We start from the raw sequence: 26,571 nt of genomic DNA, 5'->3' as shown, positions 1-26,571 counted from the left end.
TTTGGCCCGACTTTTATTCACCTTCGATGAGCCGCACCGCGGCGGGAGCCCAGCATGTCCGTCACCGCCGTTCCGCTGCAGCCCGTCAAGGCCTCGTACAAGCGCTGGCTGTGGTTCGGGCTGGTGCTCGCGGTCGCCGCTGCCTTCGGGCTGGCCTGGGTGGGCACGCGCGCGGTGGTCGCGGCGAAGGGCACCAACGAGCAGTTCCTGTCGTGGAACAAGACCCAGCCGGGCATCCACACCACGGCTTCGGGCCTCCAGTACCAGGTGCTCAAGCAGGGCACCGGCGCCAATGCGGTCGACGGCGACGGCGTATCACTGACGATCGAAGGCAAGAAGCGTGACGGCGAGATCTTCCAGCCCAAGGGCCCGCTGCGCTACCAGATCGGCGCGCAGCCGATGATCGCGGGCTTCACCGAAGCGGTGAAGCTGATGAGCAAGGGCTCGGTCTATCGCGTGTGGTTGCCGGCGAACATCGCCTTCGGCGCGACGCCGATGGCGCCCCCGGAGCTCAAGGACGCCGTGTTGATCTTCGACATCAGCATGGACGACCTGGTGACCGCCGCGCAAATCCAGCAGATGCAGCAAATGCAGCAGATGCAACAGCAGCCTCCGCAGGGCGCGGAACCGGGCGCGCCGACTCCGGGCGGAGCGCCGCAGGGCCAGCCGTAAGTCGCGCTCGCCGCTTCGCTGCGGCGGGGGCGAAGAGGATTCGACGCAAAGCCCCAGGCATTTGTTCCGCAATGCGGAACGAATCTTGATCTGAGTGGTTCAGGTACGCGTATAGGGCTGCTAGGACGATTGGTGCGCATCAGGGACGCGCAGAACGAAGGGGGTAAGGTCCGTTGGTGACGCCCTACATGCACGTCAACCAATCGCGGCGCATGTTCCAGTCGTTGCGGTTCCAGATCGTCGCGATCCTGGTGGTCGGCGGGCTGGCGCCCTTCTTCCTCAGCCATTTCGACATCCTGCTGAGCGCGAACACTTCGCAGAACAGCGCGATCGGCTCGGTCACCGCAGCGCTGGCGGCGCTGATCATCTACCGCCGCATGACCGCCTATCCGGGCACGATGGCGTTCGCCTATATCCTGCCGGTGTTCGTCTCGACCTATGGGCTGGCGATCGCGGTGCTGTTCTTCACGCGCCTCGAATATTCGGGATCGATGCTGCTGGTGGGCTTCCTCGCCTCGGTGGTGTTCACTTTCCTGCTCGCGCTGGTGATCGAGCGGCGAGGCGTGGCGCGCTTCTACGTCGTGCCGGGCGGGATCGACGACCTGATCCGCGACGCGCCGCGCTTCGAGTGGGTGACGCTGCGCCAGCCGCTGCCGCCCGAGGAGCGCGGCGCGACGATCGTCGCCAATCTCCACTGGGATCATGATTCGGCGTGGGAGCGAATGCTCGCCGAGGCCGCGCTCAAGGGCCATGCGGTCTACCACACCAAGCAGCTCCACGAATCCCTCACCGGGCGCGTACGGATCGAGCATCTCTCCGAGAACAACCTCGGTTCGCTGGTTCCCAACTTCGCCTATGACAAGGTGAAGCGGCTGGGAGATCTCGCGGCGTGCGTCGCGCTGTTGCCGGTGCTGATCGTGGTGCTGCCGGTGATCGCGATCGCGGTGCGGATCGATTCGGGCGGGCCGGTGATCTTCCGTCAGGTGCGGATGGGGTATCGACGGCGTCCGTTCACGATGCTCAAGTTCCGCACGATGACCGATCGGCTGCCGTGCGAGGATCCCGAGGAGGCTCGCAACGACGCGGTGACGCTCCATGACGATTCGCGGATCACGAGGGTCGGCCGCTTCCTGCGCCGCACCAGGCTCGACGAACTGCCCCAGGTGTTCAACATCGCGCGCGGCGAGATGAGTTTCATCGGCCCGCGCCCCGAGGCGATGCCGCTTTCCGACTGGTACGAGCGCGAACTGCCCTTCTATTCCTATCGCCACATCGTGCGCCCGGGCCTCACCGGCTGGGCGCAGGTGAACCAGGGCCATGTCTCCGAGCTCGCCGACGCGAACGAGAAGCTCCAGTACGACTTCTACTACATCAAGAACTTCTCGGCCTGGCTCGACATCGTGATCATCATCCGCACGGTGCGCACCGTGCTGCTGGGCTTCGGATGGCGGTGAACCGCCTACACCCATGCCGCGCCTGATCTTCGTCAATCGCTTCTACGCCCCGGACCATTCGGCGACCGCGCAGATCCTCACCGACCTGTGCCGCTACCTCGTCGCGCGCGGCTTCGAGGTGACGGTGATCACGAGCCGGATGCGCTACGACGACCCCGCCGCGGTGCTGCCGCGCGAGGAACCGCTCGACGGCGTGCGCGTGCGCCGGGTCGCGACGACCCGATTCGGGCGGGGGACGATCCTCGGGCGGCTGAGCGACTATCTTTCCTTCTATCCCAGCGCCTTGTGGGCGATGCTGCGACTCGTGAAGCGCGGCGACGTGCTGATCGCCAAGACCGATCCTCCGCTCGTCTCGGTGCCCGCGGCGCTGGTCGCCTGGATCAAGGGCGCGCGGCTGGTGAACTGGCTGCAGGACCTCTACCCGGAAGTCGCCGCGGCGATGGGGATCCGCTGGGCCGACGGGGCAGGGGGCGCGCTGGTGGCGGGCTTGCGCGACTGGTCGCTGCGAAGGGCCGCGGCGAACGTCGCGGTGGGCGAACTGATGGCCGAGCGCGTCACGTCGCGCGGCGTGCCCGGCGCGAGCATCGCGGTGATCCAGAACTGGTCGGGCGACACCGACATCGCGCCGCTCGTGCACGAGGCGAACCCGCTGCGCCGCGAATGGGGCTATGGTCCCGAGCAGTTCGTCGTCGCCTATTCGGGCAATTTGGGGCGCGCGCACGAGGCCGAGACCTTGCTCGACGCGGCGGCGCGGCTCGAGGGGCGCGACGACATCCGTTTCCTCTTCGTCGGCGGCGGGCACCACCTCGACGGCGTGCGCGCGCGGGCGGGCAAGAACATCGCCTTCCAGCCCTATCAGCCGCGCGAACGGCTCGCCCAGTCGCTGGGCGCCGGCGACGTCCACTGGCTGTCGCTGCGCGAGCCCTTCGAGGGGCTGATCGTGCCGAGCAAGTTCTTCGGCATCGCCGCAGCGGGCCGGCCGGTAATCGCCGTGACGCATCAACGCGGGGAGATCGCCCGGCTGCTCACCGCACACGGCTGCGGCGAAGTGGTCGCGCCGGGGGACGGCGAAGGGCTCGCCGCGCTGATCGCACGCCTCGCCGGCGATCGCGCGGCTTGTGCGCGTATGGGCCGTCATGCGAGAGAGATGATCGAAGAACGGTACGGCCAGGCGCAGGCAATGGCCCGATTCCATGGGCTTTTCGCCGCAGTCGCGAGCGGCGGGCTTGCCGCTGGTGCCGCACCGCAGCAATAATCGGCCAAGCAAATGTTGAACATCTTCAAATCCCGCCGCAACCGTGCGGATCAACCGCCCCAGGGAGCGCCGGGCGCACGCTGCTATGCGATCGGCGACATCCACGGCCGGCTCGACCTGCTCGATGCGATGCTCGACCGGATCGACGCGGTCGAACGGTCGCGCTCGCCGGCGAAGACCTGGATCGTGCTGCTCGGCGACCTGATCGACCGCGGCCCCGATTCGGCGGGCGTGATCAATCGCTTGCGCACGCGCGAATGGGGGCGGCTGCTCCCGGTTTTCCTGCTCGGCAATCACGAGGAGATGATGCTCCGCGTGCTCGGCGACGAGCCCTGGCTGGTGACCGACTGGATGACGCATGGCGGATTCGAATGCGCGCAGAGCTATGGCGTGCCGGTGGGCAAGCTGGCGTCGCTTTCGGCCGAGCAGGCGGCGGAATTGCTGCGCGCGCACATTCCGCCCGAGGATGTGGCGTTCGTGCAACAGTTCGCGGACAGCTTCCGCTTCGGCGACTATCTGTTCGTCCATGCCGGAATCCGCCCCGGAATCCCGCTGGAACGGCAGAAAACTCAGGATCTTCGCTGGATTCGCGCCGACTTCCTCGATGCCGTCCGGGACGACGGCCTGATCGTGGTGCATGGCCACACGATCAGTAAAATGCCGGACGAGGCGCCGGGGCGGATCGGAATCGACACTGGTGCGTATATGGGTGGGCCGTTGACGGCTCTGTTCGTGGAAGGCGCTTTTAAGTCATTTTTAGCAGTCGAAAGCCATAGCGAAGCGGCGAAAACGAGTTGACTTGGCGGGTTGTTTCGGCGAGAGGACTCAGGAGCGAACCGGCAGTCACGGGCTGCATGTTGGTGGGCCGGAATAAGATTAGTACAAGGGGAAGAACATGAAGCTGACCAACTTCATTTCGTTCGGTGCCGCGATTGGTATGGCGCTCGCGCCTATCGCCGCTGCGCAGGCGCAGGGCGCTGCAGATTCGGCCGGCTACATGGTCGTGCGGGACGGCAAGGTTGTGACCGTCTCGGGCGCTTCGTCGCTGACGGCTGGTGATCGCGTCGTGACGCGTGATGCGGGTGCGAAGCTGGCTCTCAACGGCTGCTCGCTCGACGTCCCGGCGGCTTCGAGCGTGACGATCTCGAGCGATGCCTGCTCGAGCAGCGTCAAGTCGCTCCAGCTGGCCCGTGCCGGCTACCAGATGGAAGATACCAGCTCGCTCAGCGGCGCTGGCTGGCTGGTCGCGCTTCTTGCGCTGGCCGCCGTCATCACCGGTGCGATCATCGCGGCCGACGGCAAGAAGAAGCCGGCGAGCCCGTAAGCTCTCGATCGCGAGATCGGAATAAAAAGGCCGGGTATCCCCCGGCCTTTTTTCGTTTTCGGTAGACCTGCGCCGGCGAACGCGGATAAGGCTTTGGCGGCGGTGACTTGCCGAGGCGAGGTGCGCGCTTTTGAAACGCCATGGCCGGCGCGATTCGATCCAAGGGTGAGCGTGGTGCCTTCCGCGCTGGGTTCGCGCGGTGAACGAGAGGGTGACGTAATGAGTGTTGACGCTGGCCGCCCGGGAGTGCGAGGCCGCCTTGCGATGTGGGCCGCGATCATCGCCGCGGCGGTGACGCTCACGGGATGCGCTTCGCGCGGCGGGCCGGTCCCCTATGGCGTCCGGAACTTTGGCGCGCCCTCCGTGCCGACCGCGGCCGACCTCAACCAGGATTATCACGTCGGCGCGCGAGACGTGCTGACGATCAGCGTCTTCCGGGTTCCGACGCTTTCCGGCGACATGCAAGTGGAAGCCAATGGCAGCATCATCATGCCGCTGCTCGGCCCGGTGCCGGTGATGGGCAAGACGACGCTCGAAGTCGCCGCGGACCTGCGCCAGCGGCTGGGCGAGAAATATCTCCAATCGCCCGAGGTGCAGGTATCGGTGAAGGCCTCGCCGCGGCTGCGCATCACGGTGGACGGGGCAGTCACGAGCGGCGGCGTGTTCTCGATCGACGGACCGACGACGCTGATGCAGGCGGTCGCAATGGCGAAGGGGACTTCCGATACGGCGAATCCGCGCCGGGTGGTGGTGTTCCGCACGATCGACGGCCAGCGCATGGCTGCCGCCTTCGACCTGACCGACATCCGCCGCGGCCTGAATCCCGATCCGGTGATCTATGGCGACGACATCATCATCGTCGACGGCGACCGCTGGCGCTCGCGCTTCAAGGACGTGGTCTCGTCGATCCCGCTCGCTGCGCTCTTCTCTCCGTTCTGACCCGCCTGAACCGCGCGTCCCCCCCCTCGCTTCTGGTAGCTGACATATGAACGAAGACACTCCACTGGTCCCGGCCTCCAAGACCCAGAGCGGCTGGCTCGCCGATGCGAGCAACGATTATCTGCGCCGTGCGGTCGCGACTTCGAAGGAAGAGGGACACAGCGGCATCAGCCCGCACGAGATCTGGCGGATTCTCTACAAGTGGCGCCTGCTTATCCTGGCGAGCATCGCGGTCTGCGCGATCATCGGCGTGGTCACGACGATGATGACCACCAAGATGTATCGTTCCCAGTCGCAGATCGAAGTCGCGCTCAACGAGCAGCGCGTGGTCAACGAGGACCGCGGCAGCGACTCCTACCAGACCTATCGCGACCCGCAGTATCTCGCGACCCAATATGGCCTGTTGCGCAGCCGCGCGCTGGCCGAGCGCGTCGCGCGCAGCCTCAATCTCGCCGGCAACCCGGCGGTGGTGCCGCAGAACGCGCCGCGCAACGTGCGCGAGAAGATCGCGGCGGCGGTGGTCGCGGGCGGCGTGAGCATCACGCCGGTGCCCGGCAGCCGCCTGATCACCATCCAATATGAAAGCAAGTCGCCGCAGCTCGCCGCGCAGATCCCCAATGCCTACGCCGAGGGATTCATCGCTTCGAACCTCGAGCGCAAATATGACGCGACGGCCTTTGCCCGCCAGTTCCTCGAGCGTCGAATCTCGACGGTGAAGGCGGCGCTCGAGAAATCCGAACGCGCGCTGGTCGCCTATGCAGCCGAGCATCATATCGTCACGGTCGATTCGGACGTGGGCGGCAGCGATCGCGGCTCGAGGGAACAGTCGCTCGACAGCGCCAACCTGCTCTCGCTCAGCCAGGCGCTGACCGAGGCGCAGAACCAGCGGATCCAGCTCGAGCAAAGCTACAAACAGGCCAGCGGCGCGGAAGCGCAGATCCAGACGCAGCGCGACGCCGCGCTCGTCGGGCTGCGTCAACAGCTCAACGTGCTTCAGGCGCAATATCAGGAAAAGCTGAGCCTGTTTAAGCCCGACTATCCCGAGATGGTGAGCCTCAAGGGACAGATCGACGCGGTTCGCAGCCAACTCACCGCACAGGAGAAGCAGGTCTCGGGCGCCGTCACCGGCCAGATGAGCGCTGCCTATCGCGCCGCGCTGGGCCGTGAGCAGCAGCTTTCCGCCAAGGTCGACCAGCTCAAGACGCAGATGATCGACCTGCGCAACCGCGGCATCCAGTACACGATCCTGCAGCGGGAGGTGGACACCAATCGCACCATGTACGAGGGCCTGCTCCAGCGCTTCAAGGAAGTCAGCGTGGCCGGCGGCGTGGGCAGCAACCTGGTCTCGATCGTCGACCGCGCCGAAGTGCCCGGCGGGCCCTTCCGTCCGAGCATGAGCACCAACCTGTCGTTCGCGCTGGTGATCGGCGTGCTGATCGGCGTCGCGCTGGCGTTCGGCATCGAATTCATCGACGACACGATCAAGAACCCCGACGACATCAAGGACCGGCTGGGCCTCACGCTGCTGGGCGTGGTGCCGACGGTAGCCAAGGACGGCACCGTCGCCGACGCGTTGCTCGATCCCAAGTCGCCGCAATCCGAGGCCTATTTCGCGATCCGGACCGCGATCCAGTTCGCAACCGCGGGCGGCCTGCCCAAGTCGCTGCTCGTGACCAGCACCCAGGCCTCGGAGGGCAAGTCGAACTCGAGCTTCGCGATCGCGCGCAGCTTCGCGCGCATCGGCTATACGGTGCTGCTGATCGACGGCGACATGCGCAAGCCGACCTTCAAGTCGGACCTCGAAGGCGAGAAGGGCCTGTCCTCGCTGCTCGCCTCGCACGACACGGTCGCGGCGCACGTCGTCGGCACGTCGATCGAGAATCTGTTCATGATGCCGAGCGGCCCGATCCCGCCGAACGCGGCCGAACTGCTGGCGGGCGACCGTTTCCGCTCGGTGCTGCGCGAGGCCGAGGCGTCGTTCGACCTGATCGTGGTGGACTCGCCGCCGATCCTGGGCCTGGCGGATGCGCCGGTGCTCTCCTCGATCTGCGACGTGACGGTGTTCGTGGTCCAGGCCGGTCGCGTCCGCCGTCCGGCGATCCTGCGCGCGCTCGGCCGCCTGCGCATCGCGGGCGCGCATATGATCGGCGCCGTGATCACCAAGTTCGACGCCGCCAAGGCCGGCTACGGCTACGGGTACGGCTATGGGTACGGCTATGGCTATGGCGAGGGCGGCAAGGAGAATTCGGCTCGTCTGATCTCGCTCGAGACGCGTTGATGCCGGCCAGAAGCGGGCGTTGGGTCCGGTTGGGCGCAGCCGCGCTGCTCGTGCTCGCCGGAGTGCCCACGATTGCGCAGGTCGCCGCGCATGCGCTCGACGTTCAAGGCAACGATCGGCTCGCACGGCTCTTCGGCGGGCAGACCCAGCAGGAACGTCTGCGGATCAGCCAGGCGATGGCGGCGGGCACCGGCAAGCCGCTCCCCCCCGCGACGCGCGCGCTCGTGCGCGGGGCGGCGGTGCGCGACCCGCTCTCGGCGGATCCCTATTTCCTGCTGGGTGCCTCGCGCGCGGCGGAGGGCGACCGGCGAAGCGGCGCCGCACTGGTCGGCCTCGCGGTGCGGCGCGACCCGCGTTTCCTGCCGGCGCGCTATTGGCAGATCGACGATGATGCCCGCGGCAACCGAGTGGAGCGCGCGACCGCAGGCGTGCTGCGCGCGATCGACCTCGATCCCGACAACAACCAGCAGACCGTGCCGATGCTCGTGCGGCTGACGAAGGTGCCGGCGAGCTGGCCGCTGATCCGCGCAGCGCTGCCCGGCGCGAGCACGTGGCGCGACTATTACTACGAAAAGCTCGTCGCGGCGCAGGTCGAGCCCAGCATCGTGTTCAACGCGATCGACGCGGCGCGTGCCGCCTCTGGCAAGGCGCCCGCGGTGCAGCAGCAGGGCGCCCTGCTGCAGGCGATGGTCGCCAAGGGCGACTTCGATCGCGCCTACACCGCGTGGCTCGGGTGGCTGCCGCAGGAAGCGCTCGGCAAGATCGCCTATCTTTACGACGGCGGCTTCACCGGCAGCCCAGGTGCGCTGCCGTTCAATTGGCAGATGCCGACCGAGGGCGACGGCACTGCGGCGATCGAACCGAGCCACGGCCTGCGCTTCGATTATTCGCCCGAAGCGAACATCGCGCTCGCCAGGCAGGTGGCGCTGATCCCGCCGGGCCAATATCGGCTGACGAGCTTCTCCAAGCTCGACCAGGAGCGCGAATCGGACACGCCCGCGTCGGTCTCCTGGCAGATCGCTTGCCTGCCGAAGGGCAATGTGATCGCCAACCTGGCGCTGCCCAATGCGATCGATCTCCGCGGCGTCGCCACGACCTTCACGGTGGGCGCCGACTGCACCGCCCAGGCGGTGATGCTGATGGGCACCTCCTCCGAATTTCCCGTGCGGGTCGGCGGCTATGTCCGTCAGGTGAAGATCGAGAAGGCGACGAAGTAATGGCGCGGGCGAGCGGGAGCAGGAGCGGGCGGAGCCGCAGCAGCAAGACGCAGAAGAAGAGCTTCGAGCTGGGCGTGACGATCGAGCAGACGGTCGCGGCGGGCTTCGTGCTGCTCGCGGTGCTGCTCGGCGGTGCGAGCGCCGGAGGCTTCCTCGGCAATGCCGTGCTCCAGTTCCTGGCCCTGGCGGTGATCGCCTGGGGCGTGGTGACGGTCGACTGGCTGCCCGAGCGCCGCGGTGAGCGCGTGCCGCTGATGTTCGCGCTTGCGGCGCTCGCGCTGATGCTGATCCAGCTCCTGCCGCTGCCGCCCGCCTTATGGTCGGTCCTGCCCGGCCGCGCGCATGTGGCGCAGGGCCTGACGGTGATCGGCGTGACGCCGCTGCCATGGATGCCGCTGTCGCTCGATCCCGCCCGGACGCTGGCAGGGGTGACGGCGATGCTGCCGCCGATCGCCGCGCTCGTGCTGGTGCTGCGCGTGGGCCGGGAGGCCGTGCAGGCAGCGCTGTGGGCGCTGTTCGCCGCAGCGGTCGCCTCGGTGCTCGTCGGCATGGGGCAGCTCTCCGCGGGGCAGGAATCGCCGCTCTATTTCTACGCGGTCACCAACTATGGCAGCGCGGTGGGCTTCTTCTCCAACGCCAACCATCTGGCGACGCTGACGCTGATCGTGATCCCGCTGGTCGCCGCCGTGGCGGTGCGCGCGCGCGTGCGCAACGATGAAGCCGGACGCGCAACCATCGCCTGGGTGGCGGCGCCGGCGGTGGCGCTGCTCGCGCTGCTGGGGCTGCTGGCGGCAGGATCGCTCGCAGGACTGCTGCTCGTGCCGGCGGCCCTGGCCGGTGCCTTCTTCGTCTTCCAGCCGGCGCTGCCGCCGCGCGCGCAGCTCTGGCTGCTCGTCGCGAGCGGGCTGGTGATCCTGGCCGCCGTCGCGGTCATCCTGTTCAGCCCCTCGATCACCGATTTCGGCAGCACGAGCTTTGGATCCGACGGCATGAGCCGGCCGCACATCTGGCAGCTCTCGAAGGGCGCCGTGACGGCGATGCTGCCCTTCGGCGCGGGCTTCGGCTCCTTCGCGGGCGTGTTCCGCCAGTTCGAGGATCCGGCGACGGTGGGCGCGGTCTATGCGAACCATGCGCACTCCGACCTGATCGAGCTCGCGGTCGAGGCGGGTATCCCAGGGCTATTGCTGCTCGCCGGGCTGCTCTTCTGGGTGGCGACGCGATTCTGGAAGCTGTGGACCGCGAAGGGCGGGCGCGACCCCATCGCCTGCGCGGCGAGCGTGGCGGTGGTCGTGGTGCTGCTCCATAGCCTGGTCGACTATCCGTTGCGGACATCCGCGATCGCGGTGCCCTTCGCGCTGTGCCTCGGGCTGATGGCGCGGACGCCCCGGCAGACCGCCGCCATCGCTTCGGAGAAGCCGAGCGGCGCGCGGCACCTGACCGCCTAGTCCGCCGGCCAGGCAGCGGGGTCGAGCCGCTCGACCCGTGTCGTGGCGATGCGGACAGTCGGGGAGATGCCGGGCTGGTCGAGCTGGCTGGTCACGGTCTCGCTCGACGCGGTGAGCAGGCCGGTGGCGGTGTCGAAATCGCGCAGGATCGCCAGGACGACATGGCCCGATGGCGGCTGCGAACCGTTGGCGGCAGGGAGCGCCGCGTCACCCGACGCTTCGACGCTGATCCGCCGGCCCAGCGGGATCGGCGCGACGGTGCGGGTGCCTGTCAGCGACAGCTTGCCCCCGAACGGCGAATCGCCGGGGACGCGGACCTGGCGCGTGCCGATCGCCTCGCCGGGCTCGTGCGCGATCATCGCGTCGAGGATCGAGCCGAGCACGCGGAGCTGGCGCTCGGGCGGCAGGCTGCGCAGCGGCTCGGCGATGCGCCGGGCGAGCAGCGCGCGCTCCTCGGCACTCTTGTGCGTGCGCAGCGCGAAGATCCGGCCGACGCTGTCGCAGACCGCGGCCCACACCGCCTCGCGGTCGTCGATCGCGATGACCTTGCCCGCGGCATCGAGGCGCAGGACGAGCGTGCGGCCGGTCAGGCCGGAGTAGCTCGCCTCGAACATGGTCGAGACGTCTTCGCTGCCTTCGCCCTCCACCGCCGTGACGCGAAGCTCGGCGCGGTAGCCGAGCCCATCGCGCGCGAAGCGGACGAGGCGCTCGACCCGGAAGCGATAATGGCCGGAGACGCCCTGCTGGTCGCGCTCGGTAACGACGCGGAAAGGCACGGCAAGCGGGGGCAGGAAGCGGGCCGGCTCGGCCTCTGCCTGGATCAGCAGAGGCGCGAGGAAGATCAACGGCCGGTTTCCACCGCGACCCAGTCGAGCACCGGGCCGTCCGTCTCCACCGTCCAGCGCTCGATCACCGGCAGGTCATAGGGGTGAAGCTCGGCGATCCGCTCGTGCAGGCGCCGGGCGAGCATCGGGCGGGTCTTGAACAGCGCGGGGACTTCGGTCGCGCGCTCGATCGCGCCCTGCCAGCGGTAGACCGAGGTGCAGGGCGCGAGGATGTTGACGCAGGCCGCGAGACGCTCGCCCAGCACGGTTTCTGCGACGCGCTCGGCATCCTCCGCCGAGGCGAAGGTGGCGTAGAGCAGCGCCGTCTCGTTCATCCGCGCCGGCCGAGCAGATGGACGCCCCAGACGGTCGCACAGAGCAGCATCGCGCCGGTGAACTGGTGGAGCGCGGCGAGCCAGATCGGCATTCCCGCCATCACCGTGGCGATGCCAAGCAGCACCTGCGTGCCGAAGGCGCTGTGGATCGCGATCGAGGCGCGGCGATCGGCGCGCTTGACCCGGCGCGCGAGTAGCACGAGCACGCCGACCACCGCCCAGGCCCACCAGCGGTGGATGAAGTGGACGATCTGCGGATCGTCGAAGATCGCATCGAGGAAGGAGCGCCCGACCTGGGTGGTGCCCGGGAAGAAGGCGCCGTTCATCAGCGGCCATTGGTTGGTCACCAGCCCCGCGTCGAGCCCGGCGACGAGCGCGCCGTAGAAGAGCTGGACGCCGAGCACCGCGAGCGCGGCGATGCCGAAGCCGGTGAGCCGGGCGGGCCTCGCGGCGGGGTTGCGCGCGATCGCGAGCAGGTCGAGCGCCGTCCAGATCACGCCGCCGAGCGTGAACAGCGCGGTCATCAGGTGCGCGGCGAGCCAGAGGTGGCTGACCGAGGTGCGGACATGGTTGAGGCCCGACTTGACCATCCACCAGCCGAACGCGCCCTGCAGCCCGCCCAGCGCGAGCAGCGCGACGAGCCGCCAGCCATAGCCGCGCGGGATCTGCCGCTTCACCGCGAACCAGAGGAGCGGCAGCGCGAAGACCATGCCGATCAGCCGGCCGAGCAGCCGGTGGACGTACTCCCAGAAGAAGATCGCCTTGAACCCGGCGAGCGTCATCCCGCGGTTGAGCTGCTCATATTGGCCGATCTGCTTGTAGTGGTCGAACTCGGCCTGCCACTGCGCCTCGGTGAGCGGCGGGATGGCACCGCTGATCGGCTTCCACTCCGTGATCGAGAGGCCGCTCTCGGTGAGGCGCGTGATGCCGCCGATCACCACCATCGCGACGATCATCGCCGCGACGACGAACAGCCAGTTTGCAAGCAGGCGAGGGCGGGCAGTGAGCGGCAGCGTGGTCATCTGGAGCATGCCGCGGCTGTAGGGCGGCGGCGATGGAAAGGCCAGCGAAGCGGGGCCGGCCGGGGCTCCACGGGGATGAAGTCGTTCGGATTGCCGGACATGAGGGGGAGGGAAGCAGGCGGGGTGGGGTTTGGCAAGGGGGCGAAACGCCTCACCCCGCCGTCCACCCCCCGTCGACCATCAGCGCGCTGCCGGTCATCAGCGAGGACGCGTCCGCGGCGAGGAGCAGCAGCGGGCCGGTGAGCTCCTCCATCTGCCCCAGTCGGCCGAACTGGATGCGGCTCAGGACGCGCTCGCGCGTGCCCGGCGTGTCGAGGATCGGGCGAGTGAGCGCGGTCTCGATGAAGGTCGGGCAGATCGTGTTCACGCGGATGCCGTGTGGGGCGAGGTCGATCGCCATGCATTTGGTGAGCCCCTCGAGCGCGAACTTCGACGCGCTGTAGAGCGAGCGCCCGGGGCCGCCGATATGGCCCATCTGGGAGGAGACGTTGATGATCGAACCCGGCCGGCCCGCGGCGAGGAGACCCTTCGCCACCGCCTGAGCGACGAACAGCGCGGCGCGCAGGTTGAGGTCGAGGACGGCGTCGTAATCCTCCTCGGTCACGTCGGTGATCGGGCGGATGCGGTTGGCGCCGGCGTTGTTGAGCAGGATGTCGAACGGGCCGCGCGCGGCGATCTCGCGCTGCATCGTCACGGTGTCGAGCACGTCGAGCGCGAAGGCGTCGGCCTTGAAGCCGGCTTCGCGGAGCTCCGCGGCATTGGCTTCGACTTCGCTCAGCGTCCGCGCGCAGAGCGTGACCGCGGCGCCCGCCTGGGCGAACACCGCTGCCCCCGCCGCGCCGATCCCGCGCCCCGCCCCGGTGACGAGCGCGCGCTTGCCGTCGAGGCGGAAGTCGGGCGGGGGGAGAAGGGACATGGTGGGGTCTCCGGCTGTGGACGCGGAGGCGCTATCGGCGGGGTCGCGCGGGGCGTCAATATTCACTTGTGCGATAGTGAGTGAATGAGGGCGCAGCGCCTTTCCCTCTTTCCGTCATCCCGGCGAAAGCCGGGACCCAGGGCAGCAAGCGATGTGGCTCGCGGCCCTGGGTCCCGGCTTTCGCCGGGATGATAGTAATCTATCAAATAACTAGTAATAAACGATAATTTTTGCTATATCTTGCTGTACGGTTGTGACACGACATCGCAAAATCAACCACTTACGTCGGCGATGTACACGGATGTTGCACGAAGCGAGGCGGATATGGCGTTCATCACGGACAAGCGGGAGCTGAAGCGCGGCCTCATCCTCTTCCGCCGCGGCGATTTGCAGCACCGCGAGTGGCATTGCCGGGTGAAAATCCCCAATCAGCGACGTTACAAAATCCTGGCGCTGAAAACGCTCGACGTCGAGACAGCGGAGGAGCGGGCGTATGAGCTCTTCGCCGATGTGAAGGCGAAGGTGAATAACGACATCGCGGTGTTCAACCGGCCCTTCCGCGACGTGGCGCAGGAATATCTCGACGTTCAGAAAACCCGCGCCCAGCATCAGCAGATCAGCCAGGCGCGGCCGAAGAAGATCCAGGCGATCCTCGACGGGCCGCTGGAGGCGTATGTCGGCTCCATTCAGGTGCATCTGATCGGGGACGACTCGTGGGGCGACTATCCGGCGTGGCGGCGCGAGCACGGCGAAGGTGCCAGCGAGCGCAACGGCACGCGCACCGTTTCGCGCGAGCTGGCGGTCAAGCTGGTGGAGCAGGACGAAGCGGCGAAGGTGAAGCGGATGGCGGCGCGCCGCGTGCGCCCGAAGAAGCTGTCGGCCGCGGAGTTCGAAGCGGCGGTGCAGAAGAAGCTGGAGAAGCCGCTGCCCTATATCAGCGACGCGACGATCGGCTTCGAGATGGCGGTGTTCGGCGCGGTGATGAACTACGCCATCAAGAAGCGCTATGCGCCGGTCAGCCAGCGCTTCGACCGGCGGCCGAAGCTCCGACGCATGCGTCGCGACGAGTTCACGCGCGAGGAGTACCGGGCGCTGCATACCAAGGGCCGCAAGTGGATTCGGGTCAGCATCAAGAAGGACGAGGAAGGCAAGGATCAGGAGGTCACGAACAACGCGGTCGCCCAATGGTACCGCACCATGACCTACAACATGATCCTGATCGCCTGTAACACCGGCATGCGGCCTTCCGAATTGAAGAACCTGTGCTGGCAGGACATCGAACCGGCGAAGGACCGCGAGGGGCGCGAGATCGTCGTGCTCTCGGTGCGCGGCAAGGGCAAGGCGCGCAAGCTGGTGGCGGCAAAGAGCGTCGGCGATTACCTCAACCGCGTGCGCGGGCAGGCCAAGATCGCGCTCAAGAAGAAGGCCGAGAAAGCAGCCGGAAGGCCGCTGCCGGAGTACGACGAGGAGCCCAAGCCAGAGGATCGGGTGTTCACCACCATCGACGGAAAGCCCAATCAATCGCTCTACGAGCATCTGGTAGACGATCTGCTGGAGGTCACTAAGCTGCGCCGCGGCAGCGGCGGCACCGCTCGCTCCATCTACAGCTTCCGCCACACCTACGCGACGATGCGCTTGCAGGAAGGAGTGGATTCGCTGCTGCTGGCCGATCAGATGGGGACCTCGGTCAAGGTGATCCAGGATCACTACGGCCATGTGAACACGGTGTCCTACGCCGAGCGCGTGCTGATGGGCATCAACGGCTGGGACACCGAGAATATCGCGCTCGACGCGCAGGCTGCCGCAGAGGAGGCGGACGCCAAGCTGGCGCGCGCCGCCCAGGCGAGGCAGGAGCCGAAAAAGCCTCGCCGTTCGAAACGCTAGCCCGCATCGACCAGCCGTCGAGCTCGACGGCCGATGCACTTGGGGCTTGCGTTCCTGCCGGGTTCGCGACGCACCGTGGTGCTCTTGCTCGCGGAACCGGCCAAGCGGGCATGGGAAAAAGGCGCGCCCGGTCGGGTGCGCCCTCAGGCCCGCGTCTTCCGCCGCCCCGCTTCCTCCGCCGTGGCGATGAAAGAGGAAATGGGGCAAGGCCTTTCAATCCCACGTCTGGCACGGGCTACTCGGCGGGATCAAAATGCCGGGCCGACGGGCGGTCATGCTAAAGCTCTCTCACCACCTACGTCGTGTCGATCGCAAGCGGCCAAAGACGTGAGATTTTTTGGGAGTAGCAAGTTGCTATCACCTGCGTCGAAGGCAGTGATTATTCGTTGCTGCCGCATCGGAGATTTGGGCGATAGCGCAAGTAGAAATCATTCTAGCGCAGAAGGCCGGTGATAAATTCAATTCAGACCGCACGGTTGACGTTCATTTTTTGCTATGGGAGCATCGATAAAAAATTGGGGAGATTCGCTCATGAAACGAGCAATCATGGCGCTAAGTTTCGTGATCGGGTTCGGCATCTCTTCGCCTGCTGGCGCGCAAGTTACTACCGTTACAATGACAGGTCGGCAGGATTACGGTGGGTCTACCTATGCTCAAGGCACCCCTATAAGCGTCAATTTCGCCTACAGCCCGGACCTGCCGTTTATTGGGGGTAGTGCTACCGTCGGGAGTTCGTTTTGGGACGGCGCGATGTCGAGCGATGTGAGGATCGGTGCGGGCTCGTATCAATTTTCCCACATGCAGATTGACGAAGACCGCTTCAATATTCCTGGCCAGGGTAGCACAGTGGTTTACAACCTTTTTGGCTGGGATTCTTCAACACCCGGCGTAGGCTGGAGGGTCACTCTAACGCCGACCGACCAAAGCAACGTGTCTTTCACGGCGCTTCCTGCGAGCAATTCGCTGTCGAGTTTCTCTGCCTCGTCACTCTTTCTGTATTCTAACTTGCCAGGTCAGTTCGTGTCATTGGGCGGTGCTTACGCCCCCGCTATCGTTGTGGCGGAGACCCCGACCGGCGAGTCCGACTTTGATCCTGCCTCGATCTATGCGGGTCGAGTTAGCTTGTTCAATGAAGGCAGCATCATCTCTGCAAAATTTTCGCCTGGGAACGGCCTCAGTTTGTCCGAGGCCGCACGTTCTCTTGGATTTGACCATTTCAATTGGCAGCAGACATTGATCTCTGCCGACCCCTTGGCGTTACCCGCAATTCTATTGGCGGCGCATCAGTCTCCGCCCTTTTTCGATCCGATACCAGGCGGATATTCGTACAATTCAGGCTTGAACGCCTATCCTTACTATTATGATTCGTTCAATTCGTTCTCAGATAATGGCTACAATCTCGCAGGGCACATCTCGGCTGACGGGAAGACGCTCGAGTTCGCCGATCAACCAAATGTACCGTGCCTGGGAGGGGCGCTCGCCAAGAACTTCTGCTATAGCTATTTCCAGACAGCTTTAGTTGGCGTCAACACCGACGGCTCACTGGGTTCCAAGCTGTTCGAATTTGCCTGGAAAAGCAACTTCTCGACCGACGACGCGGCGGGTGGGGTAGCGATCCTTAACGCACATCCTGACGTCCAACTCCGGGGCGTTGGGGGTGTGACCCTACTTTCGGGCAAATACTTCGCAACCGCCGTACCTGAGCCCGCTACTTGGACCATGCTCTCCCTCGGCTTCGGTTTAATCGGTTACGCGATGCGGCGGCGGCCACGGCGCACAGTTTCGGTCAGATGCCATAGCGGTTGTTTGCAACAATAGCCTCCGCGAGGTTTGTGGAGATTCGCATTTGCTCCTTGTGACTTATCACCCGCTTACTGCCCTTGATCGCGCGCTCTCCGCATCCACCACCACATCACCCGCCGCTTCTGTATGGGGTGAGCCTTAGGCCGGGCCCGCCTCGGGTAAACCCAGCTCGCTTCCGCGCTGGCGCTTGTGCAGCTCCGCTCCCTTCGGGCGCATCCGCCCGCGCTATGCTCGGCGGCGGGCGGGGTGTGACCCCCGGCTCCATGGCCCGGCCTCTTTGCTCCCCATGAAGCCGCTGGGTGGTCCGGCGGCGGAACGCAAAGGAGCAGATCATGGCTACGCACCGCAAACTTCCCGGCATCAGGCCGACCCACCGCATCTACCTCGTCACCGGCGAGGGCAAATCCGCCTTCTGGACGCCGATCGGCGCCGCCTGGCCCAACCGCGACGGCAACGGCTTCTCGCTCAGCTGCGCCGCGATCCCGCTCGGCGGCCGCACCGTGATGCGCCGCATCACCGAGCGCCCGGCGAAGGCGGAGGCGTGAACCTCCGCCCCGGCGGTCCCTACGGGGGCCGCTGGCTCGCCGCGACGAGATGCGCAATCGCGAGAATGAGCGCCGCGAGCGCGTCGATCAGCATCGCCAGGTCGTGAAGCTGGGTCATGGTTTCCTCCCTCCCTTGCCTCGCGCTGGATTGCTCGAGGAACGAGGAAGCTCAGGCCGACCGCCCCAGCCGGACGGGCACAGGCCGCGTGACACGCGCCGCCACGCGGGACGATGCTGCACGAATGGAAGCACGTCGCCTTGCCCGGCCGGTGCGGTCGGCCAAAACGCCCGAGATCCCCCGTGCGAGCCAGCGCGCGGCAGTGGAGGGAACCCGCCAGCCCACGACCGGCGATGCCGCTCGACGCCGCCGTTAGGGGAAAATTAACCATATCTTAGCGATTGCGCGCTATACTGCGGGAAGGTTCACGCACGCGCGCAGGGGAAGTCTATAGCGGGCAAAACGACAGTTTCAGGGGATCATCCGCCCGGGGCGGATGATCCGCAAGCGAGCTTGCGGGCCGAATTGCTCGGCCGCCTCGTCGCTGCGCAGTTCGAGCTGGAAGCCGCCGTCGCCAGGCTCCGCACGGGCACCGATAGCGTCGGCATCGCCCGCGGCGAATTGAGCCTCAACGACCTGCTCGCGCTCCAACGCAGTGTCGCCACCGCGAGCCCATCCGCGCTCGCCGGGATGCGCGCCGAGATCCTCGCTGCCGCAGCCACCATCGCCAACGAGGCGAAGCAGGCCGCGTCATCGAGCGCCACCGATGCGCCGGACGCACTGACGACCGCTAGCGCCCGCGCCCGCGACACCGTCCGCGCCGTCATGGACGGCATGAAGGATTTCGACCCGTATCTCCGCTTCGCGTCCGACGAGGACCGCGAGGCTTACCGCAAACGCGAGGAAGCCAACCGACGCGCGATCGACGCCGCGATGGCGGAGGGAACGCCGGAGGGCACGGCACGCGCGCTGAAATTGGCGGAGGCCCAATTACGCGACGCTGGCGCACACGGCGCCGATACAAGTCCCGCCTATGCGTCTCGTTTGGAAGACATCAAGCGCCGCGAGGCCGAACTCCAAACTGCCGGTGTGGTGTCGCCAGCGGCGGGTCCGAAAGCTGACGGGCAAGCTTCTCCGGAGAAGCCGGACGATCTGGGCGATGTGCTGGCCGTATTGAAAGCGGCGGGCGTTTCGTCTCCCGCCGCCGCTGAATCATCCGGCCACGGCCTCGCCGAGAATCAGACGTCGAAAGGCGGCGAGGTCCGACGCGGCTAACTCGCCAATCCGAGCCCTCGGCAGCTTGCCCGATGGCGCTCCATCGCGCCCGGGTCCGTGCGCGTCTCAATGCCGAGTGCCTCTGCCGTTCCCGAAATATCCGCGGCCAAGCGTGCGTTGCCATAGTGCAGCGACGCCGCGATTTTGCGGGCCGCTTCCAGGGCCCGCACGCCTGCGGCCTTATCCTGATAATGCGCGGCGACCGCCGAGCACATCAGCGTCAGCGTGTACGCCTTCTCGGCGGCGCTATCCGGAGCCGCCGCGCTTGCCTGCGCGGCGCAGCCCGTTGCGGCGATCAACGCGACAGTGGCCAGCGCCGCCTTGCGCACCGCCGTCACAGCCTTCCCTTGAAGGAATAGCGATGCAGCACGAAGCCCGAGCCGAATGTGAGCAGCGCGGCCACCAGCGCCCGCTCGAAATCGCCCGCAGACATGTGGTCGTGATGCTGCTGAACCGTAACGTCATAGGTGCCCTTGTTCGTCTGCACCGTGTAGACATAAGCCATGGCAAAAATCCCCCACCGCTTCATGAAATCCGGTCGGGAATGCTACAGTATGGGCTATTCTGTTGCGGGCAGCGGCTAAGAAAGCTCTAAGATTGTCGGTAGTTATGCCGATAGCATCTCATCATCCGATCTTTCGCCGCTCTGCCGGAAACCCGCAGCGCGCCTCATTTTTTGGGCCGAGGGGTTGCAACAGAATAGCCCATTCTGTTTCAGCCACGGGCGGATATCGATGATCACGGACGGCGCACAGCTTCTCGACATCAACGGGCAGCGCAAATACCTGCATGCCCGGGAGGCGAAGCGCCTACTGGCCGCCGCCGCCCGTGCCGATCGCGAAACGCGGCTGTTTTGCCATCTGCTGTATTATACCGGCTGCCGTGTCAGCGAGGGGCTAGCGCTCACGCCGCGCCTGCTCGATACCGAACTGGCGCGCGTCGTGTTCCGCACGTTGAAACGCCGCAAGCTGGTGCACCGGGCCGTCCCACTGCCCGCGCCTTTCCTGCGCGAGCTGGCCGAGCTGGCGAAGCACCGCGCGCTGGACGAGCGGCTGTTCCCCTGGTCGCGCTCGACCGGCTGGCGGCGCATCAAGGCGCTGATGGATGCGGCGGGCATCGATGGCCCGCAGGCGACGCCGAAAGGCCTGCGCCATCATTTCGGCGTACACGCCATCGGCTGCAAAATGGCGGAGTCGTCGGTCGGGCGCTGGCTCGGGCACGCGGAGCCGAAATCGACCTATATCTACACCGCCGCCCTCGGCGACGAAGAACGCGCGCTCGTCCGCCGCATGTGGAAGGAGCGGTAACCGATGCGCCGTCATCGACGAATAGCCCGCTACTTCCTGGCTCCTGGCGAAATGCGCCGGGGAGCCATCCCCAAAGCGCTCCTCCAAACTCTCGACTTCCCCCTGGCCCTCCTCGACCTCTTCCTCTCACCCCTCATGCTCCTCATCGCATGGCGGGGGCGGAGGTGACGCGCAGGGCATGACCTAGAGCGGCGGGTCGATTTTGTGAATCGAAGGATTCCCAGGGGATCGCGATTGTGATTCAACCTCGTTGGAGGTGGATCATGGGTGAATGTCGATCGAATGATTTGCGTGTTCGAGTGGTCGAGGCGGTAGCGGCGGGGAGCTCACGGCGCGCGGCAGTGGAGCGTTTTTCGGTAAGCGCAAGTTCGGCGATCCGGTGGGTCGCGCAGGCGGCGGAAGAGGGAAGCGCAAAGCCGCGCAAACAGGGACGTCCAGCGGGGAAGGGTCCGCTGGTTGAGCATCTGGATTATCTGGTCGCGGTGGTGGAAGCCGAGCCGGACATCGCGATGCCCGAGTTGGCGGTGCGGCTGCACGCCGAGCGAGGGGTAACGGCGGCTCGAGCCTCGCTCTCGAAGCTGCTTTGCCGGGTCGGGTTCACATATAAAAAAACAGCTGATGGCGTCGGAATGCGCACGCGCTGACGTGGCCGAACGACGCAAGATCTGGATCGACGATCGACAGCCTCATATGCGCCGCGATCCGGGGCGCCTGGTGTTCATCGACGAGACCTCGGTCAATACCAAGATGACCCGCCTGCGCGGGCGAGCGCGGCATGGGAAACGCCTCAAAGCGAGCGCGCCGTTCGGCAAGTGGGGCACCCAGACCTTCATCGCCGGCCTGCGTCAGGACGGACTTACGGCGCCTTGGGTGATCCCCGGCGCAATGGATCGCCAAGCCTTCAATATCTACATCGAAACGCAACTCGCGCCCACACTGGCACCCGGTGACATCGTGATCCTCGACAACCTGTCGGTTCACAAAAGCGCCAGGGCTGAAGCAGCCGTCCGGGCGCGGGGCGCATGGATGCTCTTCCTTCCCCAATACTCCCCCGATCTCAACCCAATCGAAATGGCCTTCGCCAAGCTCAAGGCCTACCTGCGAAAGACCGCAGCACGAACCTTTGATGCATTGATCGCTGCCATCGGAGATATCTGCCGCCTCTTCCAACCAGCCGAATGCCACAACTACTTCTCTAAAACCGGGTACGCACCACATTAACGGCACGATGCTCTAGCCTAGCGCTACGACGTCGAAGCCACGTTCCTCGGGCTCGACTAGGGCTTGCTACGCCACTCGCTCGGCCACGCTCTCAACAGCAAATCCACCCGCTTCTACTTCAACGCCATGGGCGACGAAGAGCGCGAACTCGCAACGGATGTGGCGATGAACGCCAGGCACAAATTACGCCGACCCCTTGCGCTTCCTCCCTGCTTGCGCGGAGCTTGCCGTGGAGGCGGCGCCGCCGGGCTTGGCCACGTTAATCCTGATTTGCGCGCGGCCTGTTGAAGTAGTTAAGAAGGAGATAAAGTAGCCGATTGTCAGTTATTTCTTTTGAGAGATAGCTCCATTTTACATAGATCGAATAATCTGTCTCGTGAGTTCGTTTTTTTCGAGACAAATTTATCGCAATCGAGCTGCATTTTTTGCAGAAAGATAAACTCATCTCTCGTGATATATCCGTCAGAATTACTATCATATTCCATGAAAGTTATCTTGTTAATATCGCCATTACGAGATCCGTCATTATTTGCAGGAAACATCTCAGAAAACTTTATCCTACCATCATGATCTAAGTCATTCTTTGAAAATAAAATATCTGCATTCCTATTCGAGAATTCACTATTATTCATACCTGAGCAGGATGTGACCGCAATGGCCATGACAGCAATGGTTATGTATTTCATAGTCACCTCTTTGAGTATATTCTTACGTCCGTGCCTGGCGGAGTGTTTATAGTTGGCCTAACCGTTACCCAATGAACGTCAGGGTTCATGGCAAAATATGTCGTCGTCACCAATCCAGTTCTTACGATAAATACCCTGCCATTTACCAAAACCTCCCCAATTGGAATCGCCAGCCCAGGGTTATTTTGGCCTCCCGTTTGCACAAAATTTGGACTGAAGGTCTTAATTTTAAAATATGTCGCGCCCCCCAGTATTCTCACCTTTTTTTCAGGAGAGAGGAATCCCGGGCTGACATCAACCTCAGCTTCGAACATATACCCCTCGGAATCCAACGTCGGATTGGTAATTATTTGCTGCAAACTCGTCGAGATAGGCATATAATTCTGACTGTAGCGCACTCCAGTCACCACTATTGGCGCGCTCCCATCTAGGCTCCCTCGCATGACGTCGTCGGGTAAACCCCCTTCAAGAGTATCCACGCCGTCCGTTGTATCTCCAGTGTAAGAACCAGACCCGCCCTCGTTATTTGCCGCATCACTTGGGTGATCAAAAGCAGAACAGTTCCCGATGCAAGCCAGCGGATCAATAGTACCACAACTGGTATGCTCAACTAACGATCCAGTGCACTTAATCATACCGCTTGGATCATCGCCGTTAACCGGGTCGGCCGATAAATAGTTATATATGTTCATGCCCGCTGAGTATCCAATTGGATCTGCCTGTATAAACCTACCCAGCCCTGGTGAATAAATGCGAGCTTTATAGTAGTACATGCCGAGATCGCTCAACCATGTTTGCCCGGTATACTGGAACCTACCGGCATTGCCGTTCGCGGGGATACCATATTCGTCATAGCTGTTGATCGCGGTCTTGGCTCCGGAATTGTCGCTCCGCGCGACGATTGAGCCCCGCTCGTCGGCCAGCAGATAGGTTCGATTGCCACTGCCGTCATATTCGACAAGCGGTTCGTCCGTGCCTGAGCCATGCACATAGCGCTTCTGCAGTACGTTGGAGCTGTTGTACTCCGCGATCAGATTGACGCCATCGTACTGCAACCTCGCAGTGGCCCCTGCGGCCGTCTGGTACAGCCGTAACATCGGGTCGTAGCTCAGCGTCGTGCTCACGCTATTCACCGTCGCGCCGGTGAGCAAATTCTCCGACGAATAGCTGAAGCTGTCCGATCCCGACGAAGTCAGGTTGCCCCGGGCATCATAGCCCAGGCTCGTGCCGCCCGCGGCCGTCAGCTGGTTGAGCCCGTTCGACGTATAGCCGCGGTTGACGTTGTAATGCCCGCCCCAGGCATAGAGGTCGTTGGTGCGCGTCTGCGCTGCGATCTGGCTCGATGGTGAATAGCTGAAGCTCGTCGTCACGTCGTTGGTCGTCGTGCCGCCGTCGAGGTTCAGCCCGAGCGAGGCCAGCCGCGAGACATTATCGAACCCGTAGCCCGTCACATTGCCGTTGCCCCGCGTCAGGCTCGTGCGCCGACCAAGGTCGTCATAGGCATAGGTCGCCAGCGTTGTGCTGCCGCTCTCCTTGATCGTCGTGACTTCGCCCGTCACTTGATAGTCGTAGGTGACGTAGAAGCTGTCCGGCCAGGTCAGCCGCGTGCGACGTCCGGCGGCGTCATATTGATAGCTCACCGTGCCCTGCGGCCCGCCCTGGCTGGTGTTGCGGCCGAGCGCGTCATAGCCGAAGGTCAGCGCATTGCCCGTCTGGCTCGCGCCGGTCAGCTCGCTCAGCAGATCATAGGTGTAGGCCACATCGGGCTCCGATCCCGGAAGATCCTTCGCCGTCACCCGGTTCAGCGCATCATAGGTAAAGTCGATGTGCTTCGTCGAATCGCCTGCATAGCCCCGCAGGCGGCGGCTGGTGACGTTGCTCCCCGCATCGTACACCAGCTCCTCATAGTCGGTGCTCGAACTGGTGCCTGCGCCCTTGGTGGTGTTGGGGTACGACGTCTTCGACAGCCGGTCGAACCCGTCATAGCTGTAGCTGGTCTTGTTGCCCTCGGCATCGGTGACGCTGGCGACCCGGCCGTTGTCGGTATAGGCGGTGGTCACCTCATCGGCCTGCACGCCGGTCACGCCATAGCCGGTCTGCACCTTTGTCAGTCGGCCCGCATTGTCGAAGGTCCGCTTGGTGATCCGGTCGTCGCCGAAGCTGCCCGTGGTCTGCAAGGTGCAGGCGTCGGACGGCAGCGAGCCCCAGGCGCTGCTGTTCATCCGCTGGGCTGTGCATTGAAGCCGCCCGACGCTGTCGTAGCTGTACTGCATCACTTGGTAGGTGGTCGACGATGCCGTCAGCACATCCTTGGTCTTGTAGCCGCCCGACCAGCTTGTGGTGACTTTTTGCGCGGAGACGAACGCCGACCAGTCGCTGTCGCTTGTGCCGTTGACCGTACCGATCTCGACGTCCGTGGCGCGACCGACGCTATCATAGGTCGTTTTCTGCGCACGGCGCTTGAGCGAGCCGCCGCCATCGGGATCGGCCGAGATCGCGCCCGTCTGTCGCCGTGCGGCATCATAACGGAAGGTCGTGGTGTCGCCGTTACCGGAAAGCGGCCCATCTACGGTGAGCACATCGCCGAGCGGCGTATAGGTCGCTGCAGTGACGGCGCTCAGGCTGTTATCGCCCGCCGCCTGCGTCAGGCTGGTGACGTTGCCGTTCGTGTCATAAGCAACCGTGGTCTTGGTTTCGTCCGACGTGCCCACGCACCCCGGCGCGGCACTGGTGCGGCAGGCCGAGACGCCAGTGACGAGATATTCACCGTTGGTGAGCGTATAGCTGTAGCGCGTCTCCGGGCGTGTACCCGACCCACTGGGGGCCGGACCGGTCACCGCCGTCACGCCACCATGGGTGCTATCGTAGGTGTAGTCGGTGGTCTTGCTGCGCGCATCCGTGGTGCTCGTCGGTTCGTTGCACGTCACCGGATTCGAGCAGGTCGAGGGATAGCTCGCCGTTTCGACGATGTCCGACAGCCCCGAGCCCGATTTGGCGACGCGCCGCGTCTCCGTGATGTTGCCGCGCCCGTCATAGGTATAGTTGATGTAATTGCCCTCGGGCGCAGTGACGCGGGTCAGGCGGCCGTAGCTGTCGTAGCTGTAGCCGGTGGTCTTGCTGGTCGCGTCAGTCACCGACGTGGGCCTGCCCGTGGTGAGGTTGGAGACGATCACCGTCGAGTGGCTCTGCGCGTCGGTCACCGTCATCGTCGCGGTGGTGCCGCTCACCGAGCGTGAATAGCTCGTGGTGATGCCGTCGCGCGTCACCGAGGTCACGGCATTGGTGGTGCCGCCGACCGTAAAGCTCGCACTGCCTTCGCCCGGACGGCGGATGCTGGTCGCGGTCACGCGCCAGGTGGCGCCCGCCATGTCGGTCACATCGACCGTGCCGGAGGAAGGATAGGCGTAGGTCACGCTTCCCTGGATGGTGCTGCCGATCGCCGTGTTGCGGAAATCGGCCTGGGTGCGCTTGAACCAGTCGGCTGCGGGCGTAGAGCCGGTGTAGCTGTTATCGGCGTAGGTGAAGGTCACCGAATAGCCGTAGCTGTTCGCCACCGAAGCAAGCCGCCAGTCGAAGGCCCCGCCGACAAGCGGGTAGATATCCCACGAAAGCGTGATGCTGCGCCCATTGGGGCTGGTGATCGTGTCCGGAAGCAGCGTGCAGTTGGTCGCGAGCGCGGCCCCGCAGAAGGTGACGGCCGGATCGCCATCGCCCCCGGTGGGGTCGAGGAAGGTGATCGTCGTGCCGTCGGCCGTCTGGTAGGTGTAATGGGCGTTGTCGGTCATCGTCAGCGTGGCACCATTGCCCTTCGCGTTGACGAGGCCGACGTTGGTGAACTTGTCGACATAGCCGCCCTCGCGCCGGATGGTGACGACGGTGCTCGTTCCGCTGCCGGTGCGCGTGAATAGAATTTTGTCCCACTGAGTGGGGTTGTTGCTCGTATCCCGGCGCACCAGCGCAAGCTCGCCCGGTCCCGAGCCGATCGCCCCTTCGGGGAATGCCATCACGAAATCGCCCAGCGTCAGATCGACGCCGTTCGCATCGAGATTGCGATAGGTCTGCGCCATGGCCGGCGCCACGAGGCCGCTCGCCAGGATCGTCGTGATCGAGAGCGCAATGCGCCGCCCGATCCGGCCGCGCGCGCGGCCGGAGTGCTTCTTCATCATCGGAT

The 26,571-nt window shown here is 65.0% G+C and carries 23 protein-coding genes; 15 read left to right on the top strand and 8 right to left on the bottom strand.

What is annotated here, in order from left to right:
• Positions 1-54 precede the first annotated feature (54 nt).
• From J7495_RS07110 to J7495_RS07070, 9 genes are all read left to right on the top strand, one after another.
• Positions 55-672 (top strand): FKBP-type peptidyl-prolyl cis-trans isomerase, encoded by a 618-nt coding sequence (locus tag J7495_RS07110; protein ID WP_294055753.1) that lies wholly within the window; start codon positions 55-57, stop codon positions 670-672.
• Between the two features lie 212 nt (positions 673-884).
• A complete protein-coding gene (locus J7495_RS07105; protein ID WP_294055751.1) occupies positions 885-2,126 on the top strand; it encodes a sugar transferase in 1,242 nt (413 codons plus the stop codon).
• 13 nt (positions 2,127-2,139) lie between these two features.
• The gene (locus tag J7495_RS07100; RefSeq protein ID WP_294055749.1) at positions 2,140-3,381 is read left to right on the top strand and encodes a glycosyltransferase family 4 protein; all 1,242 of its coding nucleotides are present in this window, start codon (positions 2,140-2,142) and stop codon (positions 3,379-3,381) included.
• A gap of 12 nt (positions 3,382-3,393) precedes the next feature.
• A complete protein-coding gene (locus J7495_RS07095; RefSeq protein ID WP_294055747.1) occupies positions 3,394-4,179 on the top strand; it encodes a metallophosphoesterase family protein in 786 nt (261 codons plus the stop codon).
• 97 nt (positions 4,180-4,276) lie between these two features.
• Positions 4,277-4,705, top strand: a complete 429-nt coding sequence (locus J7495_RS07090) for a hypothetical protein (RefSeq protein WP_294055746.1) — start codon at positions 4,277-4,279, stop codon at positions 4,703-4,705.
• Between the two features lie 264 nt (positions 4,706-4,969).
• Positions 4,970-5,644, top strand: coding sequence for a polysaccharide biosynthesis/export family protein (locus J7495_RS07085; protein ID WP_294055744.1), 675 nt, complete (start codon positions 4,970-4,972; stop codon positions 5,642-5,644).
• Positions 5,645-5,690: 46 nt separating this feature from the next.
• On the top strand, positions 5,691-7,922 hold the full coding sequence (locus J7495_RS07080; protein WP_294055742.1) for a polysaccharide biosynthesis tyrosine autokinase: 2,232 nt from the start codon (positions 5,691-5,693) through the stop codon (positions 7,920-7,922).
• A complete protein-coding gene (locus tag J7495_RS07075; RefSeq protein ID WP_294055740.1) occupies positions 7,922-9,139 on the top strand; it encodes a hypothetical protein in 1,218 nt (405 codons plus the stop codon). The genes J7495_RS07080 and J7495_RS07075 overlap by 1 nt, the downstream gene beginning before the upstream one ends.
• Complete coding sequence (locus tag J7495_RS07070; RefSeq protein WP_294055738.1) at positions 9,139-10,584, top strand: O-antigen ligase family protein; 1,446 nt, start codon at positions 9,139-9,141, stop codon at positions 10,582-10,584. The genes J7495_RS07075 and J7495_RS07070 overlap by 1 nt, the downstream gene beginning before the upstream one ends.
• Here the strand turns inward: J7495_RS07070 and J7495_RS07065 are convergent.
• The 4 genes from J7495_RS07065 to J7495_RS07050 form a co-directional block, all read right to left on the bottom strand.
• Positions 10,581-11,429, bottom strand: coding sequence for a hypothetical protein (locus tag J7495_RS07065; protein WP_294055736.1), 849 nt, complete (start codon positions 11,427-11,429; stop codon positions 10,581-10,583). The genes J7495_RS07070 and J7495_RS07065 overlap by 4 nt on opposite strands.
• Positions 11,426-11,743, bottom strand: a complete 318-nt coding sequence (gene cutA / locus J7495_RS07060; RefSeq protein WP_294055734.1) for a divalent-cation tolerance protein CutA — start codon at positions 11,741-11,743, stop codon at positions 11,426-11,428. The genes J7495_RS07065 and cutA overlap by 4 nt, the downstream gene beginning before the upstream one ends.
• The gene (locus J7495_RS07055) at positions 11,740-12,774 is read right to left on the bottom strand and encodes a COX15/CtaA family protein (protein WP_294055733.1); all 1,035 of its coding nucleotides are present in this window, start codon (positions 12,772-12,774) and stop codon (positions 11,740-11,742) included. The genes cutA and J7495_RS07055 overlap by 4 nt, the downstream gene beginning before the upstream one ends.
• A gap of 142 nt (positions 12,775-12,916) precedes the next feature.
• Positions 12,917-13,681, bottom strand: a complete 765-nt coding sequence (locus tag J7495_RS07050; RefSeq protein WP_294055731.1) for an SDR family oxidoreductase — start codon at positions 13,679-13,681, stop codon at positions 12,917-12,919.
• 324 nt (positions 13,682-14,005) lie between these two features.
• Between J7495_RS07050 and J7495_RS07045 the strand changes: the two genes are divergently transcribed.
• The 4 genes from J7495_RS07045 (at position 14,006) to J7495_RS07030 (ending at position 19,186) form a co-directional block, all read left to right on the top strand.
• Positions 14,006-15,565 carry a tyrosine-type recombinase/integrase gene (locus tag J7495_RS07045; protein WP_294055729.1) on the top strand — a complete coding sequence of 520 codons (1,560 nt, stop codon included), beginning with the start codon at positions 14,006-14,008 and terminating at the stop codon, positions 15,563-15,565.
• 531 nt (positions 15,566-16,096) lie between these two features.
• On the top strand, positions 16,097-17,383 hold the full coding sequence (locus J7495_RS07040) for a PEPxxWA-CTERM sorting domain-containing protein (RefSeq protein WP_294055727.1): 1,287 nt from the start codon (positions 16,097-16,099) through the stop codon (positions 17,381-17,383).
• A gap of 317 nt (positions 17,384-17,700) precedes the next feature.
• Complete coding sequence (locus J7495_RS07035) at positions 17,701-17,913, top strand: hypothetical protein (protein WP_294055725.1); 213 nt, start codon at positions 17,701-17,703, stop codon at positions 17,911-17,913.
• 511 nt (positions 17,914-18,424) lie between these two features.
• Positions 18,425-19,186: a hypothetical protein gene (locus tag J7495_RS07030; RefSeq protein ID WP_294055723.1), complete on the top strand. Its 762-nt coding sequence runs from the start codon at positions 18,425-18,427 to the stop codon at positions 19,184-19,186.
• Here J7495_RS07030 and J7495_RS07025 read toward each other — a convergent pair.
• Together J7495_RS07025 and J7495_RS07020 are read right to left on the bottom strand one after the other, a co-directional pair.
• Positions 19,183-19,515, bottom strand: coding sequence for a hypothetical protein (locus tag J7495_RS07025; RefSeq protein ID WP_294055722.1), 333 nt, complete (start codon positions 19,513-19,515; stop codon positions 19,183-19,185). The two genes, J7495_RS07030 and J7495_RS07025, sit on opposite strands and share 4 nt — an antisense overlap.
• A gap of 5 nt (positions 19,516-19,520) precedes the next feature.
• Positions 19,521-19,691 carry a hypothetical protein gene (locus J7495_RS07020; RefSeq protein ID WP_294055720.1) on the bottom strand — a complete coding sequence of 57 codons (171 nt, stop codon included), beginning with the start codon at positions 19,689-19,691 and terminating at the stop codon, positions 19,521-19,523.
• Between the two features lie 229 nt (positions 19,692-19,920).
• On the opposite strand from J7495_RS07020, the gene J7495_RS07015 reads away from it, so the two are divergent.
• Complete coding sequence (locus J7495_RS07015; RefSeq protein WP_294055718.1) at positions 19,921-20,493, top strand: site-specific integrase; 573 nt, start codon at positions 19,921-19,923, stop codon at positions 20,491-20,493.
• A 263-nt stretch (positions 20,494-20,756) separates the two neighbouring features.
• A protein-coding gene (locus tag J7495_RS07010; protein WP_294055716.1) for an IS630 family transposase occupies positions 20,757-21,714 on the top strand; the annotation gives its coding sequence in 2 pieces (ribosomal slippage) (positions 20,757-21,107 and positions 21,109-21,714; 957 coding nt in all).
• A 320-nt stretch (positions 21,715-22,034) separates the two neighbouring features.
• Here J7495_RS07010 and J7495_RS20220 read toward each other — a convergent pair.
• Complete coding sequence (locus J7495_RS20220) at positions 22,035-22,256, bottom strand: hypothetical protein (RefSeq protein ID WP_366810892.1); 222 nt, start codon at positions 22,254-22,256, stop codon at positions 22,035-22,037.
• Positions 22,257-22,402: 146 nt separating this feature from the next.
• Complete coding sequence (locus J7495_RS07005) at positions 22,403-26,566, bottom strand: RHS repeat-associated core domain-containing protein (RefSeq protein ID WP_294055714.1); 4,164 nt, start codon at positions 26,564-26,566, stop codon at positions 22,403-22,405.
• Between the last annotated feature and the right edge of the window lie 5 nt (positions 26,567-26,571).

The sequence above is a fragment of the Sphingomonas sp. genome (assembly GCF_017745215.1).
Lineage (GTDB): Bacteria > Pseudomonadota > Alphaproteobacteria > Sphingomonadales > Sphingomonadaceae > Sphingomonas.
This window is presented reverse-complemented; position numbering and strand designations above follow the sequence as displayed.